Raw genomic sequence first — 15,654 nt, forward strand, 5'->3', positions numbered from 1 at the left:
GATAAAAATCCGCCATTCGGGAAGCACGAACCAAAACCATAGGCTTGTCGCCTTTCTGGCTCTTTTCCCGAAACAGGCTGACCCAAATCAGTCGAAGCGAACATCAATCGGCTTTCCATCAGGCTTTCTGCAAATCCCGGCCGGACCCTGGCCCGAACGCCACGCCAGCAGGCATCGAAGCGTCTCCCCATTTTGGGCACGGAGTACCGGCGATGCCGAACTCCTTATGTGATCGCTGTCCATGCCGCTGGCAATTTGGTCGTAATGTTTGCCGGGGCCAAACAATTGGCGCAATTTTGCGAGGTCTTGATGTAGCGAAGTTGGCTGGCCATCAAGAATGCTCGTTTTCCTCTTCCCATTAATTTTGCGTCAGAATTCCAACACCATCAGCGCTGCCACATGTACTGCTGGTGCTGCATCATGTGGTCCATCATCATCTGCTGCATGCCCATGTGGCGATCCATCATGTACTGCCGTTGTTTCATTTGCTCCGGGGTGAGCTTGGAGTAATAGCTGCCCATGTGACCCCAGCCCATCGTCGGATCGCCCATCATCATGCCGTGCCCCATCATGCCCCGGCCGCCCATGCAGCAGCCCATGCCCCCATGCCGCCGCTACCCCACATGCCGTGCATCATCTGCATATTGCCTTGCATGGTGGTCCAATGCTCCTGCAGCAGCTTCTGACGCTCTTGCGGATCCTGGGTCTGGCGAATCTTGTCCATCTGCTCCTGCATTTTCTTCATGTTTTCCTGGGCCTGTGCCATCTGCTTGTCGTACTCAGCCACGTTCGGCACAGAAGGTTTCGCCTGAGCCGCCTTGTCGGCGGGGGCTGCGGGTTCCGCAAATACCGGTGTTGCTGACAGCATCAAGGCGGACATGGCGGTAATCAATAGAGTCTTTTTCATGATCGATCTCCTTCGGGTTGGATTGATTCAGCATAGACCGGCGTGCTTACCTTCGCAACAACCGAAGGCCATTGGTAGCTACCAGCAAACTGGCGCCCATGTCCGCAAACACGGTCCTCCACATCGGCGCATTGCCAAAATTTCCCCAACCGCACTTTCGGGAATCGGCGCTATTCGACCGAGTAGAGGCGAGACGACTCACCCACTTTGGGCAAGGTGTATACCTTGAGCGTTCCCACGATGTGCGGCCCCATGCCGGGGGCATTGGTTGGCATGCCAGGAATGGTCAGGCCCCGTACCAACGGCTTTTCGGCCAGCATTTTCTTGACGGCGGAGGCAGGCACATGGCCTTCCACGGTGTAGCCGCCAACTTTCGCGGTATGGCAACTACCCAAATGCGGGGGCACCCCAAACCGTTGCCGTTCCACGTCCATGGCTCGCGTATTGACCTCCTTCACCTGAAAGCCAGACTCTTGCATGTGCTTGACCCACTCGGTGCAGCAGCCGCAATCAGGATCCTTATAGACAGTCACTTCGGGCAGTTGTGCCGCAAGGGCGCCCTGTAGTGCAGTGGTCGCTAACAGGCAAATAACGAGCTTTTTCAACATGGCAATATAACCTTTCAATAGATGGCAGACGGGCTAAAGTCCAGTAATGGGAAAATAGGATAACCGGCGTCAATCAAACTTCATGTCAATGGTTTTCCTGCCGCGCTGCGTGCCGCGCGCGCTTCACGGAGAATGTCCCATCCGCCCTTCAGCACGATTCCAGCGACAACCAGCCCGATCAGGAGGTCGGGAAGCGGAGACTTGAGGATCATGACCAGGGCGCCGGACAGAACGATCCCGGCATTCGCTACCATGTCATTGGTCGTAAAAATCCATGATGCCCTGAAGTGCACGCCGTGGGCGCGGTGCGCCCGCAGCAGCCGGAGACAGAGCAGATTGGTGGCCGCGTTCGCGAGCGCGGTCAGGATCATCGCGAGCCCCAGCGGCTCGGCTCCCGCAAAAAAACGGCGCAAGACTTCAACAAACAGCCCGAGGGCCAAGGTGATCAGAAGAATGCCCGACAGGGTCGCCGCACGCGATTTGGCGATAACCGTTCGGCCCACTGCATAGAAGCTCACGGCATAGACGGCGGCATCCCCGAGATTGTCGAGCGCGGCGCCCAGCAGGCCCGCGGATTGCGCCGCGATGCCTACGGTGCCGGCTACAGCGACCTGGGTGAAATTGATTCCGAGCACCCAAAGCAGCGTGCGTGGCTCGTCTGCGTTGCTCGCATCGAGCCGGATTTCCGTGTCCTCGCCCTTCGTCTTGCTCATATTCGGCATTCGAAGCGTGCGAGACGCTGTCGCGCCCTCTGCTCGCGACGGCACGAGCTTGTTTTCCCGGCCGATGGCTTCGCCATCACCGTCTTATCCATCCATAGTAAGTCAGGAAGGCCAGAATGATCGCCCAGGCGGCAGTTGCCGTCAGGTTGAGCGTCATTGTATAGCTGATCCCGAACACGGTGAATTGAACGCCGGATGCGGCCAGGGCTCCATGCGTCAGCACCTGGTTGGCTGCGACGCCGGAAAAGAACTTTGCGATTTCCTTCCTGATCATCGACGTGTCTCCTTCGAAAGACTGTTCCGATGCGAAGCATTCACCATGAATTGCTATGGCACCTTCATTTTGGCGCCGGGCATCATCCGTTGGAACACCCCATCTCTGTCCCACAACAGGTGCTTGAGCGCTGCAGCGACGTGAAGCACAATCAACACCGCGAAGACGAGCCCGGCCACCCGATGCACCGCCGCGAAATCGCCGCGCAGTGCCGCGTCCTCCCATCCCCAATGCGGAAGCGGGATGCCGAAGAGCTTCGGACCGTACTTGCTGAAAGAGGACGTGAGGTAGCCGGCGAGCGTCACCAGCACCATCAAAATGTAGAACAACCAATGGTTGAGGACGGCCGCTCCCCTTTCCCACCGCGGCATGCTTGCGGGCAGCGTCGGCACCTCATGCCTGACGCGCCAGGCGATCAATGCCGCGATGAAAAACGCCCCGACGATGCCGAGTGACTTGTGCAGGTTGAAGAAGAAGGCCCGCTCGGGGGTGTTCCTCGGAATGTCGACCATGGTCCAGCCGCTCGCCAGCAAGGCGATGATCAGCAGCGCCACGATCCAGTGCAGGATCACCGCCCTCCGCGGATAGCGGGCGGGCGCCGGCGTATCGACAGGGCACGTGTCTCCGGTACTCATCGGACGACCACACCCCAGGGAAGTTCGCCGACCGGGATGTCATGGAGCTTTTGGTTGCTCTCGGTATCGATCACCGACACCGAATTGGAGCGGCCGTTGGCCACGTAGAGCTTCCTGCCGTCCGGCGTCAGTGCCATGTTCCACGGGCGCTTCCCGACGGGAATCGTGGCCACGACCGCATTGGTCTCGGTATCGATCACCGAGACGGTGCCATCCTTGCCGTTGGAGATGTAGGCTCGCTTGCCGTCGGGACGGATGGCCACGCCGTTCGAGAAGGTGCCGGCCTTGATCGTGGCAATGGCCTTTTGCGCCTTCACGTCGATGGCGTACACCGTGCTTGCCACCTCGGAAGCGACGTAGGCGCGGCTGCCGTCGGGCAGGAAACCGATGCCGCGGGGCCGGGTGCCGACAAGAATTGACCCTACCTGTTCGCGCTTCGCCACATCGACCACATCGACCTGATCCGCCTCTTCGGCGCTGACATAAAGCCACTGGCCATCCGGGCTGAAGACCGCATGCTCCGGGTTCTTGCCACGGGTGCGAACGCTGAATTCCTTTTGCAGGGTGGCGGAATTGATGAACGCCACGCTGTTGCTGACCTCGACTGCCGCGACCACCCACTTGCCGTCCGGGGAGAGGCTCACGCCCTCCGGCGATTCGCCCAGGTCCACCTTGCCGACCACGGCGCGCTTTTCCAGGTCGATGACCAGAAGCGCGCTGTCCGGCTGGTCGCTGACGAAGAGTCGCTTCCCGTCGGCACTGACGGCCAGTCCCCGCGGCTTGCTCCCGGCCTTGATTTCCGCCACGACGGTGTCCGTGGCGGTATCGATGACCGACACCGTGCCGCTTTTCTCGTTGGGCACGTAGGCCATCGGCGCGGCCAGCGCGACCGAACCCGACAGCATGACGCCGGCCAGCACTGCCAATCCTTGTTTATGTATTTTCATACCAATCTCCTCGGTGAGTTTCTTTCCGTTGACAAAATGAACCTCGATAAACCTGCTTGCCGTGTTGACCGGTCACCGAAGCTCACCGGATCTCCACCGCCCGCTCAATATCGCTTACGGAAACCCAACCCGCCTCGGGCTGCCCCGTGTGCGCTGCCTGGGAGATGAGGTCCATCAGCGTATCCACCAGATCGTCCGCGCACAGGAGTTCCAGCTTGTATTCTTGGACGACGGCTTCGGCGAGGTCCATCGAAAAGTGCTGCTGGGTCGGGTCGGCATCGGCCAGCGGCCGTTGCACCCGGGAAACCGTGACGTTGTAACAGCCGGCGCCCGCGCCCGCATTGCACAGCCCAGAATCGCGCAATGCCTCCAGCACATCGGCGATGCGGTGTTGGCGGATGAATGCCTTGATCTCTTTCATATCGTTCTCCAGGCGGCGGCCCCGACAGACACGGAGCCGCCGCTTCAGGTCAGGTTGAGGTATTGCGCTCCCGCCGGCTTTCCACCCATTCGTACATGAGCGGCAGCAGGAGCAGGGTCAGCGCCGTGGAGGTGAACAGGCCGCCCACCACCACGGTGGCCAGAGGCCGCTGGGTTTCGGCACCGACCCCTTGCGAAAGCAGCATGGGAATCAGTCCCAGGATGGCGACTGAAGCCGTCATCAACACCGGACGCAGGCGCAAGGCGGCCCCCTGGCGCACCGCCTCCCGGATCGAGAGTCCCCGCCGTCGCTGGTCATTGAGGAAGGAGACCAGCACGATGCCGTTGAGCATGGCCACGCCGAACACGGCGATGAAGCCGATGGCCGAGGGTACCGACACGTATTGGCCAGTAAGGGCGAGTCCCAAGACACCGCCGATGACGGCAAAGGGCACGTTGGCGATGATCAGCGTCGCATGGGTGAGCGAGTTGAAGGCCGTATAGAGCAGGATAAAGATCAGCCCGATGGTCAGCGGCACGATCAGCGCCAGCCGGGCCAAGGCCCGTTGCTGGTTCTCGAAGGCGCCGCCCCATTCGGTCCAGTAGCCGGCTGGCAGTTTCACCTGCTCCCGCAGCTTCGCCCCTGCCTCCTGCACGAAACCGTCCACGTCCCGGCCTTTCACGTCCATCTGGATCACCGCATAGCGCTGCAACTGCTCGCGCCGCACGAAGGAATAGCCCTCGTCGGTCTCCACCGTCGCCACCCGGGAGAGCGGCACCAGCGCCCCGGCCTGGGTTCGGATCGGGATATCGGCAATGGCCTGCGGGCTGTCGCGGAAGGCGGTATCGAGGCGAACCTGGAGGTCGAAGCGCTTGACGCCATCAATCACGGTCGACACGGTCTTGCCGCCGATGCCGGCCTGCACCACTTCAAGGATTTCATCGGCGTTGATCCCATAGCGGGCCGCCTCATCGCGGTTCACCTTGATCACCATCTGCGGCTTGCCTTTGTTCGCTTCCAGTGACAGGTCCGCAGCGCCGGGCACCGTGCTCAGCACGGTCTTCATCTGGCCGGCCAACCGATCGAGCGCGGCCAGGTCCTCGCCATAGATCTTGAGGGCCAGGGTCGCCCGCACGCCGGAGATAAGCTCCTCGACCCGCATCTGGATCGGCTGGGTGGCGCCGAAGACGACGGTCGGGATGGCCTTTTCCAGGGATTCCTGCATTTCGTGGGCGAGTTCCGGCATTGACATGCGTCGAGGCCACTCGCTCTCCGGCTTCGTATCTACCAGCACTTCCATGTAATTCACGTCGGCGGTCTCGCCCTTTTCGGCGCGGCCGATGGTGGCCAGGGTGGAGGTGACCTGGGGAAAGCTTTGCTTGAGCGCGGCGTCAAACCGTTTCGCCACGACCAGGCTCTCTTCCAGCGAGGTAGACGGAATGCCGGTCACCCGGAAGATCAGCGTGCCTTCCTGCAGAGTCGGCATGAACTCCTTGCCGAGGAATGGGAAGACGGCGAGCGCTACCGCCAGCAACGCCAGGGCGCCGCCGATCACCGGCTTCTTGTGGTCCAGCGCCCAGTCCAGCATCGGCAGATAGAAGCGCTTGGCGTGGCGCAGGATGAAGGTATCCTTCTCTTCCTTCGGCTTCAGGATCAGCGCTGCCAGCACCGGCACCAGAGTGAGCGTCAAGACAAGGGAACCCACCATGGCGAAGGCGATGGTGAGCGCCATGGGCTTGAAGAGCTTGCCTTCCAGGCCGGTGAGCGAAAAGAGCGGCAGGAAGACGACGATGATGATGAGGATGGCGAAAGCGATGGGGTTAATCACCTCCCGCGCCGCCTCCAACATCACATGCGTCTTGTTGGGGGTTTTGCCGGTTTGGTGAGAGAGGAGGCGGAAACTGTTCTCCACCATCACCACCGCGCCATCCACCATCATGCCGATACCGATGGCGAGCCCGGCCAGGGACATCAGGTTGGCGGACATCCCGAAGGACTGCATCAGGATGAAGGCGATCAGCATGGCGAGCGGCAGCGTCACGACCACGACCACGGCCGAACGGATCTCCCCCAGGAACAGGAAGAGGACCACCGCGACCAGGATGGATCCTTCCAGGAGGGCGCTTTCCGCCGTCTTGAGCGCCTTCTCCACCAACTCCGTGCGGTCGTACACTGGGGTGATGGTGACGCCTGCCGGCAGCGCTTGCTGGGCCACCTTGAGCTTGGTCTTCACCGCATCCACCACGTTCTTGGCATTTTCGTTGATGCGTGCCAAGGCCTGCCCCAGCACTACTTCCCGGCCATCCTTGGTGACCGCGCCGAAGCGCAGGCTCGGCGCTTCCTTCACTTCGGCCACGTCACGCACATAGACGGGCGCTCCCTCGTGTTGGGTGATCACGACATTGCCGATGTCGCGGGTGCCTGAAACCAACCCCAGGCCGCGCACCAGATACTGCTCTTGCCCGACATTGACGTATTGGCCGCCCACCTGGCGATTGTTGGCGGCCAGGGCCTCCATCACCGCCTTGAAGGTCAAGCCGTACTTGATCAGCTTCTGGGGCTGGATGAGCACCTGGAACTGCTTTTCGTCGCCGCCCCAGGAAGTCACATCATCCACGCCGGGTGCGGTGCGCAGCATGAGCCGCACACTCCAGTCCTGCAGGGTGCGCAGGTCCATGGTTGAGAGCTTCCGATCGGCGGACTCGACGGTGTACCAGAATACCTGCCCCAGTCCCGACGTGTTCGGTCCCAGGGCCGGCTCGCCATAGCCTTCGGGAATCCGTTCCCGGGCTTCGAGGAGCTTTTCCCCAACCAGGCGCCGGGCGAAGTAGATGTCCACGTTGTCCTTGAAATAGACGCTGACGTAGGAGAGCCCGAACAGCGACACCGAGCGGATTTCCTCGACGCCGGGCAGCCCGGCGACGGCAATTTCCACCGGGAAGGTAAGGAGCTTCTCCACGTCCTCGGCGGCGAGCCCGGGCGATTCGGTATAGATGTTGACCTGCACCGGCGTCACGTCCGGGAAGGCATCCACCGGCACGGTCCGGAACGCCTGCACGCCAAAGGCCACGACGAGCAGAAAGCCCACCAGGACCAAGACCTTGTAACGTAGCGAAATATCGACAATGGTATTGAGCATGGCGGTTCCTCAGTCTGCGTCGCCGATTTGCGACTTGAGGAGCCGCGCCTTCAGCGCATAGGCGCCAGCGACCACCATCGACTCACCAGGCTTGATGCCACCCCGGATGATCACGCGGCTGCCGACCTTCTCGCCCAGTTCGACGGCACGAGGCTCAAAGCCCCCTTCCTCGCGGACAAAGGCCATGGGCTGACCATTCACCAACAGCACTGCCGACTGCGGCAAAGTGATGGCCGAAGTCGCACCCCCGGTAGCAATGGCGGCGGTAGCGAACATCTCGGGCTTCAGACGCCGGTCCGGATTGGGTACTTCCACCCGCGCCGGCACGGCCCGGGTCTCCTTATCAACCGTGCTGCTGATGTAGGTGAGCCGTCCCTGGAAGGTTTCCTCCGGATAGGCACTCACCGTCACAATCGCCCGGGCACCCAAGCGCACCCGGCTCAAATCCTTTTCGAAAAGGTTGGCTTCGATCCACAGGGTCGAGAGGTCGGCAACTGTGAAGAGGCTCTTGTCCGGCTGTGCCAGTTCGCCCACCACCGCACGCTTCTCGATGACCGTGCCGGCGAAGGGAGCCCGCAGCGGGAAAAGCGAGGTCGGCCCCTGGTCCGAGTCCCGGTGCTCCCCGTCCAGGAGCCGCAGCCGGTCATCGGCGGCGCGCCAGGCGGCGCGTGCCTTCTCGTATTCGCTCCGGGCCCGCAGATAGTCCTTCTCGGGAATGATCTCATCGACCTTGAGTTTTTCCGCCCGCTCGAAATCGGCCTTGGCCAGGGCAAACTGGCTTTGGGCCTGGCGATAGGCGGAATGAGCCTCGCCCAGCTCAAGGCTGTCCAGGACAGCCAATGCCTGCCCGACCTTCACGCTGTCGCCCAGATTGGCGACGCTCTTGGCCACTCGCGCCGACACCCTGGGCGCGACGTGGGCAATCCGGTCCTGATTGGCGCGGATGGTAGCGGTAAGGACCACCTGGTCCGCCACGGGTTTCATCTCCAGGTCTTCGACCTGGATACCCGCCGTCTCGATTTCCTCGGCGGACAGCCTCAGCAGCCCGGCCTCGCCCGCTTCGTTGGACTCCTTTTCAGCATTTTCCTTCTCGCCTGCTTCCTGGCTTGAAGCGGCTTTTCCCTTGGCGGGTGGCGCGGCCTTGGCCTGATCCGGCGGGGCATCGGGTTGATTACAGGCTGCCAGTGCGATGGCGCTGGTGAGGAGGGCGAGCCAGGCGGCGCGCCGGAGGGAAAACGTTGGCATGGAAAGCACCCGGGAAAAAGATTTATTGAGGAACATTGGCGCCTGCGGTCTCATCGCTCTTCTCCCGCAGCCGGCCAACCGGCCGCTGCTTCGAGGGCGATGGTGCTCAGCCGCAAGTTGCTGCGGGCCTCGATCAGGTCGCGTCGCCCGTCGAGCACCTGGCGGTTGACCACGATGAGTTGCAGGAGGCCGATTTCGCCGGCGCGATAGGCAGTGACTGACAGGCGCTGATTCTGGTCGAGGCTCACCAGCACCTGGTCTTCCAGGCGCTTCACGCGGGCGTGCAGGCTCTCGACGTTGCGCCACAGGGCGCGCACTTGGGCCGGAATATCGCGGTCCGCGGCCTGCCGCTCGATCTGGGCCTGGGTGAGTTCGGTCGTCGCCCGGCCGATGCCCGCCGCATTGCGGCGAAAGAGCGGCAATGGCAGTGACAGGCTGACGCCGACCAGCTTTTCCCGGGCCTCGCCGGGTCCTTCCCTGCCCACATTGACCCCGACGGTAATGTCCGGATAGACCGCTGCCCGCTCCAGGCCGAGACGCTTGGCCGCCGCTGCTTCCCGCAATGCCAAGGCGCGCAATTGGGGCCGCTGGCCGGCCGTGGCGAGCAGTTCCTCCAGGGAGTATCTTGGGGTCGCCGGCATCAAATTACCGGCGACCTCGGGCAGGTGATCGGGCACCAATTGCAAGGCGCTGCCCAGTTCCACCCGAGCCTCGGTCAGTTGCTCGTGCAGGGCGGCCAATTGGTTGCGGCCGCGCTCGGCTTCGACGATGGCGAGGTTGCCGTCCAGGCGGCTGTCCTCTCCCGCCGCCACCCGCTTGCGAACCGCAGCCGCGGCATCCTCGACGAGCTTCAGTGCCTCCGCTTCAGTGGCGATGCGCATCTGCAGCGCCAACACTAGTACGAAACGTTGTTCGATCTCGGCACGCACCTGACGACGAGTCTCCTGCAGTGTGGCCTGGAGCCCGGCCAGCTCCTGAGTGGCGGCTTCGCGCCGGTAACCGGGCTGGCCGGCGACTTCGAAGGTCTGTGCGAGCCCCGCACTCCAGTCGCGCTGCTTTTCGGTGGCAAGGCCGGGCTGCGGAACCGATCGCCGCAGCCGTTCGGCGGAAAGTTCCGGATTGTTCCAGAGGAGACTACGGGCATCAGTCAGTTCACCCTCGGCAGCCGAAAGCCTCGCGTGCGTGCTGCGCAGGGTCGGATTGGCGGCTTCGGCGAGGCGCCACGCTTCTTCGAGAGTCAGGGCAGTGGCCGCTTGGGCCGATGCCAGAGGGAGAGCCAGGGCAACACATGCCCCAGTCACGATGCCGACAGCGCGCCGCCAGGGGCGCACCACAGCCAAAGTGCTGCAAAACCACATGAGAAAAAACCTTTCAAGCGCTGGCCGGCGCGCAGGACGCCAGCCGTGAATCAAAACGAACGACGGGATTCAGGCTTGAAAGACGGTTCGAGGGGGGCGATAGGGCCCCTCACTTGGACGGGTCGGGATCCTCGCCCTGCCCGGCACTCTCGTGTGCTCTTGGGGGGTGAAATGAATCGGGGAGAACGCCGCAGGACTGTACACGGCCCCGGTCAGATGGGATTGTGCGTGGCAGCCCTGATTGCAATGCTGGTCGGCCAAACCCGGATCAGGCAATTCACCCTGGGAGGGAAAAAAATGGGCGATCTCGTCCGACAACGCATCTGCAGTCGCTTCCGCCCCATAGCTCCACAGCGATGCGCTGGCCAGGCAGAAGGCCAGCAGCATCGCAATGATTGAGCGGAAACGGGGGTGGCGGCACATGGCTGAGAATTATTCTTATCGTGACGACCTGTGTCAATCGAACTTCATGTCGATCGTTTTTTCGATCGGCGGGTAGCAGACACCCAACTTCTCGTTGCACCCTTGATAGGATGCATACAGGGTGAACGTCTTGGCCTTGGGAGAGCGCTCCAGAGTAATTTGAGCAACGACGGGGGCTTTATAGACCTCGATCTGTCCAAAAAATGGATCATTCTTCATCTCGCCCGCCGGCAGTTTGACTTCCTTGATCATGACGCCGCTGGCGTTCTTGAGGGCAAAGCGGACCTTGTTCTTGTAAAGGTAGTGCTTCTTTGCAGGAATGATCTCTGCTACCACCGTGTCGGCACGCTTGAGCGACGCTTTGAACCGGAAGGCCTCATCGGGCGGCAGAGGCTCTTCGGCGGCCAAAGCAGGATGGAACGCACCGACCAACATGAAGGCAAACAAGGCAAGACGGGCAAGCAGGGAGAAAAAGCGTGGAGTCAATTCGGGTTCCTCGTTGTAGCAAAGGGCAAAGGGTTGCATCCTGGACCTCATACGTTGTCTGTCTCTACTGGGGGTATCTCCGCTTGGTCAGGCCCCAGTGTCATTCCTACCAGGAGGATAAGGACGCTTAGGCAAAGCGCCGTGTCGGCGAGATTGAAGGCCGGCCAGTGCCAGCCGCCGGCATGGAGATCCAGATAATCCACGACAGCGCCCCGGATCACGCGATCTGTCAGGTTTCCCAAGGCGCCGCCCAAGAGCAGGCCGTATCCCCAGCCTTCCCACCGGGTTGCGACGCCTTGCAGCAACCGGAAGGCCAGCACGCCCGAAACCGCCGAGGCCAGGGCGATGAAGGCATAGCGCTGCCAGCCCCCGGCGCCGGCCAACAGGCTGAAGGCCGCCCCGTCATTCAGCAGGTGAACGAGGTTGAAAAATGGCATCACGGCTTGGCTGGCCCCCAAGGGAAACTGAGCGGCAATCCACCCCTTGATGCCTTGGTCGGCCAAGACAATGGCCGCGGCCAGCGCTAACCAGCGCCGCCGGCCGCAGAAATGGCGTTCCCGGCGCATCATTTGCGCAGCAGCCGCAAACCATTGGCCACCACCAGCAAGCTCGCACCCATATCGGCAAAGACTGCCATCCACATGGTCGCATTGCCGAAAACGGCGAGGCCGAGAAAGATCACCTTAATCCCCAGCGCCAACCCGATGTTTTGCCAGAGCACCGCATGGGTGCGCCGGGATAGGCGAATGGTCTCGGGAATGCGCCGCAAGTCGTCGTTCATGATCACCACGTCGGCTGCTTCCATCGCCGTATCCGTGCCGGCAGCACCCATGGCCACGCCGATGTCAGCACGGGCCAGCGCCGGTGCGTCGTTGATGCCGTCGCCGGTCATCGCGGTTAGCCCGAAGCGAGTCTGCAAATCTTCGATGGCCGCCAGTTTGTCTTCCGGGAGAAGATTGCCCCGGGCGTCGTCGATGCCGGCTTCCCTGGCGATGCTTGCGGCCGTCGCCACATTGTCGCCGGTCAGCATGACCGAGACGACACCGAGACGGTGCAGATCGGCCACCGCCTCCCGTGAGCTGTCCTTGATGGTGTCTGCCACCGCAAAAATTGCCAGCACCTGCTGAGCCGACGCCAGCATGGTGACCGTCCGGCCTTGCGTCTCGTGCACCTGAAGGCGAGCCTCGATTTCGGCACTGCACAGCTTGCGCTCCTCAATCAGGCGATGGTTGCCGAGAACGAGGCGTTGGCCATCCGTGCGAGCTTCAATACCTCGTCCGGCGAGTGCGACAAAATCGGTCAAGCCATTTTCAGGAAGCTTGAGACCGGTTGCAATCGCTTTGGAGACCGGATGGTCCGAGTGCCCGGCCAGGCTGGCCGCCCAGGCAAGCACCTGGGATTCGGGGATCGTCGAGGAAAGCAGTTCTGTGGCGACCAGACGGGGTTTGCCTTCGGTAATGGTGCCGGTCTTGTCGAGAGCGATGACCCGCAGTTTGCGGGCCTCCTCAAGATAGACGCCGCCCTTGATCAGGATGCCGCGTCGGGCCGCCGCCGCCAGGCCGCTGACCACGGTTACCGGCGTGGCGAGCACCAGCGCGCAGGGGCAAGCGATGACCAGTAGCACCAGGGCCTTGTAGAGCGCCTGCGTCCAGGTCCAGCCGAGGAGCCAGGGCGTCAGAAGGGCTACGGCAACCGCAATGGCGAACACGGTCGGGGTGTAGATTGCGGCAAACCGGTCGACGAAGCGCTGGGTCGGTGCTTGCGTCCCCTGCGCCTGTTCGACCGCATGGATGATGCGGGCCAGCGTGGTGTTGTCGGCAGCAGCCGTCACTCGGAACTCCAGGATGCCGGTTTCGTTGATCGTGCCGGCGAATACCGGGTCGCCCGCCACCTTGTCTATCGGGATGCTTTCGCCGGTGACCGGCGCCTGATTGACCGCACTGCTTCCTGCCGTCACCTGACCATCGAGCGGTATTCTGGATCCGGCTTTGACCCGCACGCAGGCATCCAGCATTACCTCCGCGGCTGGTATTTCCAGCCACGTCCCATCAGCCTGCCGGACTTCCGCCGTCTCCGGCGTCAAGTCGAGCAGGCCCTTGATGGCGTTGCGCGCCCGATCCACGGAGCGGGCTTCGATCAGTTCGGCAATGGTATACAAGGCCATGACCATCGCCGCCTCGGGCCACTGGCCAATGAGGAAGGCACCGGTCACGGCCACGCCCATCAGCGCGTTCATGTTCAGCTGCCCGCGCCGCAATGCCGCCACGCCTTTGCTATAGGTGGAAATGCCGGACAGCCAGATGGCGGCGACGGCCAATGTCATACCGAAGCCCTTGAAAGGCAAGGTTTCGGGCGCGAAGAAATCCAGCGCTTCCGCACCGACGGCCAGCCCCAGCGCCAAAATGCCACGCCATAGTTCACTGACGCCGACGTTTTTGTTCGCTGCCTGATCTGCCGAGACCGCTTTGGGGCTGAACCCCGCCTGGCGGATGGCGGCCAAGGCCGCATCGAGGGCATCCGTCGTCGCGTCTATCGAAACGGTGCGTGCCGACAGTTGGAAACGCAGGGAACGGATGCCATCGATACTGGCCACTGCCCGACGGATGTCATTCTCCTCGTTCGGGCAGTCCATGGTTGGAATCACGAAGACGGGCACGCCATCGCTTTGAGCGAGATCGGAGGCTGCCGGGATTTCTGCCGCTGTGGACACTGTTGCGGAACAGCCGCCCGTACATCCGCAATGGGCGGCTTTCTGAAAAGGCTTCGGGTTGAGACCAATACTCATGGCGTTCTCCTTGTTTTTTAGCATTAGAAACCCTTGAGTGACTACAGAGTCAACTGATTACAATAATGGAAAAATAATCGGAGCCGAACCAATGCTTGAGTTCGTCAAAGTTGTTGGATTGTTTGCCATCACCGCGCTGACCGAGATTCTCGGCTGCTATCTGCCGTGGCTGGTGCTGACCCAGCAGCGCTCACTCTGGCTCTTGATCCCCGCCGTCGTGTCCCTGGGGCTGTTTGCCTGGCTGCTGACCCTGCACCCGGGTGCCGCCGGGCGAATCTATGCCGCCTACGGGGTGTCTACGTGGCGATTGCCCTGATCTGGCTGTGGCGGATCGATGGCATTGTGCCGACCCGATGGGATCTTGTCGGCAGTGCGGTCGCACTGGCCAGTATGGCGATCATCATGCTCCAACCGGCTCGGCCCGTTTGAGCGATAGGAGACGAAGATGAAAATCGGGGAGCTGGCCCGCCTTGCCGGGACGAATGTGGAAACGATCCGCTATTACGAGCGTGATGGGCTGCTGCCCGTGCCTGCCCGCAGCGAAGGCAACTACCGCATCTATGGGGAAACACATGCCCAGCGACTGTTCTTTATTCGGCGTTGTCGCGGTCTGGACATGACGCTGGATGAGATCCGGGTCTTGCTGCACTTCAAGGAGTCACCCCAGGAGAACTGCGCGGATGTGAACCGTCTGCTTGATCGGCACATTGGGCACGTCACCCAACGGATGCAAGAACTCCAGGAACTGGAGAGACAACTAAAAGACCTGCGCGAGCGGTGTGGCGAGTCGCGGGATGCTGCGCACTGCGGCATTCTTGACGGGTTGTCTCAAGCGATTGTGCCTAGCGGCAAGACGGCATCTCACGTTCTGGGATCGCATGGGCATGCTGCGAACTCAGGCTTGGTAAAGGGTACTCAAGACAAACAAGGTAGATGACATCGGCCTAGCGTACGATTTGTTCCGTTTTCTGTGATTTCCCCTTGAAGATCTGACGCTGCTCGGCAATCGAGGCCACGACCGTTTGGAGGGATGATCCTCGATAGACGTTGCCGAACGAGCCTTCGTCGATCTCCTTGATGACCTGGCCGATTCCACGTCGGATCGAGCGGAAGTTCTTCAGTCGTTCGGGCCACAAGAACCAGGACTGGTACGTTCCATTCGGGTCTTGCTTCCAGCGATCAATCAAGAGACGGGTGGTTTCAGGCATGAAGATGGAAGGCAAAACAGGTAATCGATCAGGGTATCACCAACCGAAGGCTCGACGGGACTCGCACCAACCGAACACGTCCTGCGCCTGGCGTGAACTACACAACCGGCGGCAAGACGCCCAGCTTGAAGTAGCGCAACAGCGCCTCATGCAGACGTTGTCGTAATTCGTTCGTCTCTGCCTGCGTGATCGTGACGTACAACGCAGGGGCGATATCCATGAAAGCGGTCGCGATGCGCGGATCAAAGTGACTTCCGGATTCGTGCAGGATGATCTGCATGGCCTCGTCGAGCCCCATCGGCGACTTGTAGGAGCGCTCGGAAGTGAGCGCATCGAACACGTCCACGACGGCGAAGATCCGGGCAATCAGGGGAATTTCCTCACCGCGCAAACCATCGGGGTAACCTTTTCCGTCCAGACGTTCGTGGTGGTGCCGGATGATCACGGCAGCCTCCTGCAACCAGGGGTTTCCGGTGACGATCTCAGTACCGAGGAC

General features: G+C 61.7%; 17 protein-coding genes and 1 pseudogene. 2 read left to right on the top strand and 16 right to left on the bottom strand.

Features of this window, described 5'->3' with window-relative positions; all coding sequences use genetic code 11:
• Positions 1-386: 386 nt before the first annotated feature.
• From ACIQ09_RS13210 to ACIQ09_RS13275, 14 genes are all read right to left on the bottom strand, one after another.
• Entirely contained in the window at positions 387-599 is a 213-nt protein-coding gene (locus tag ACIQ09_RS13210) for a hypothetical protein (protein ID WP_398310448.1), read from the bottom strand.
• The gene (locus tag ACIQ09_RS13215) at positions 569-907 is read right to left on the bottom strand and encodes a hypothetical protein (protein WP_398310451.1); all 339 of its coding nucleotides are present in this window, start codon (positions 905-907) and stop codon (positions 569-571) included. The genes ACIQ09_RS13210 and ACIQ09_RS13215 overlap by 31 nt, the downstream gene beginning before the upstream one ends.
• A gap of 170 nt (positions 908-1,077) precedes the next feature.
• Positions 1,078-1,515, bottom strand: coding sequence for a DUF411 domain-containing protein (locus ACIQ09_RS13220; RefSeq protein WP_398310454.1), 438 nt, complete (start codon positions 1,513-1,515; stop codon positions 1,078-1,080).
• 80 nt (positions 1,516-1,595) lie between these two features.
• Positions 1,596-2,228 (bottom strand): cation transporter, encoded by a 633-nt coding sequence (locus ACIQ09_RS13225; RefSeq protein WP_398310457.1) that lies wholly within the window; start codon positions 2,226-2,228, stop codon positions 1,596-1,598.
• Positions 2,229-2,313: 85 nt separating this feature from the next.
• Positions 2,314-2,511 carry a hypothetical protein gene (locus ACIQ09_RS13230; protein WP_398310460.1) on the bottom strand — a complete coding sequence of 66 codons (198 nt, stop codon included), beginning with the start codon at positions 2,509-2,511 and terminating at the stop codon, positions 2,314-2,316.
• Between the two features lie 53 nt (positions 2,512-2,564).
• Positions 2,565-3,146 (bottom strand): cytochrome b, encoded by a 582-nt coding sequence (locus ACIQ09_RS13235; RefSeq protein ID WP_398310463.1) that lies wholly within the window; start codon positions 3,144-3,146, stop codon positions 2,565-2,567.
• On the bottom strand, positions 3,143-4,093 hold the full coding sequence (locus tag ACIQ09_RS13240) for a beta-propeller fold lactonase family protein (RefSeq protein ID WP_398310466.1): 951 nt from the start codon (positions 4,091-4,093) through the stop codon (positions 3,143-3,145). Before ACIQ09_RS13240 ends, ACIQ09_RS13235 begins: the two co-directional genes overlap by 4 nt.
• Positions 4,094-4,175: 82 nt before the next feature.
• Positions 4,176-4,514, bottom strand: a complete 339-nt coding sequence (locus ACIQ09_RS13245; protein WP_398310469.1) for a P-II family nitrogen regulator — start codon at positions 4,512-4,514, stop codon at positions 4,176-4,178.
• Between the two features lie 49 nt (positions 4,515-4,563).
• Positions 4,564-7,653, bottom strand: coding sequence for an efflux RND transporter permease subunit (locus ACIQ09_RS13250; RefSeq protein WP_398310472.1), 3,090 nt, complete (start codon positions 7,651-7,653; stop codon positions 4,564-4,566).
• Positions 7,654-7,662: 9 nt separating this feature from the next.
• The gene (locus ACIQ09_RS13255; RefSeq protein ID WP_398310475.1) at positions 7,663-8,898 is read right to left on the bottom strand and encodes an efflux RND transporter periplasmic adaptor subunit; all 1,236 of its coding nucleotides are present in this window, start codon (positions 8,896-8,898) and stop codon (positions 7,663-7,665) included.
• A 50-nt stretch (positions 8,899-8,948) separates the two neighbouring features.
• Entirely contained in the window at positions 8,949-10,256 is a 1,308-nt protein-coding gene (locus ACIQ09_RS13260) for a TolC family protein (RefSeq protein WP_398310478.1), read from the bottom strand.
• A gap of 456 nt (positions 10,257-10,712) precedes the next feature.
• Positions 10,713-11,204: a protein-disulfide reductase DsbD N-terminal domain-containing protein gene (locus tag ACIQ09_RS13265; RefSeq protein ID WP_398310481.1), complete on the bottom strand. Its 492-nt coding sequence runs from the start codon at positions 11,202-11,204 to the stop codon at positions 10,713-10,715.
• A gap of 8 nt (positions 11,205-11,212) precedes the next feature.
• A complete protein-coding gene (lspA, locus tag ACIQ09_RS13270; RefSeq protein ID WP_398310484.1) occupies positions 11,213-11,734 on the bottom strand; it encodes a signal peptidase II in 522 nt (173 codons plus the stop codon).
• Positions 11,731-13,950, bottom strand: a complete 2,220-nt coding sequence (locus tag ACIQ09_RS13275) for a heavy metal translocating P-type ATPase (protein ID WP_398310487.1) — start codon at positions 13,948-13,950, stop codon at positions 11,731-11,733. Before ACIQ09_RS13275 ends, lspA begins: the two co-directional genes overlap by 4 nt.
• A 91-nt stretch (positions 13,951-14,041) precedes the next feature.
• Here ACIQ09_RS13275 and ACIQ09_RS13280 point away from each other — a divergent pair.
• Together ACIQ09_RS13280 and cadR are read left to right on the top strand one after the other, a co-directional pair.
• Positions 14,042-14,379: pseudogene (locus ACIQ09_RS13280) on the top strand (YnfA family protein).
• A gap of 16 nt (positions 14,380-14,395) precedes the next feature.
• Entirely contained in the window at positions 14,396-14,887 is a 492-nt protein-coding gene (gene cadR, locus ACIQ09_RS13285) for a Cd(II)/Pb(II)-responsive transcriptional regulator (protein WP_398310490.1), read from the top strand.
• 7 nt (positions 14,888-14,894) lie between these two features.
• Here cadR and ACIQ09_RS13290 read toward each other — a convergent pair whose 3' ends face one another.
• Together ACIQ09_RS13290 and ACIQ09_RS13295 are read right to left on the bottom strand one after the other, a co-directional pair.
• Positions 14,895-15,158 carry a hypothetical protein gene (locus ACIQ09_RS13290; RefSeq protein ID WP_398310493.1) on the bottom strand — a complete coding sequence of 88 codons (264 nt, stop codon included), beginning with the start codon at positions 15,156-15,158 and terminating at the stop codon, positions 14,895-14,897.
• 97 nt (positions 15,159-15,255) lie between these two features.
• Positions 15,256-15,654: HD-GYP domain-containing protein (locus tag ACIQ09_RS13295; RefSeq protein ID WP_398310496.1), on the bottom strand; the 399-nt coding region annotated here is incomplete at its 5' end.

Origin of the sequence: Zoogloea sp., assembly GCF_044344315.1 — a bacterium.
Classification (GTDB): Bacteria; Pseudomonadota; Gammaproteobacteria; order Burkholderiales; family Rhodocyclaceae; genus Zoogloea.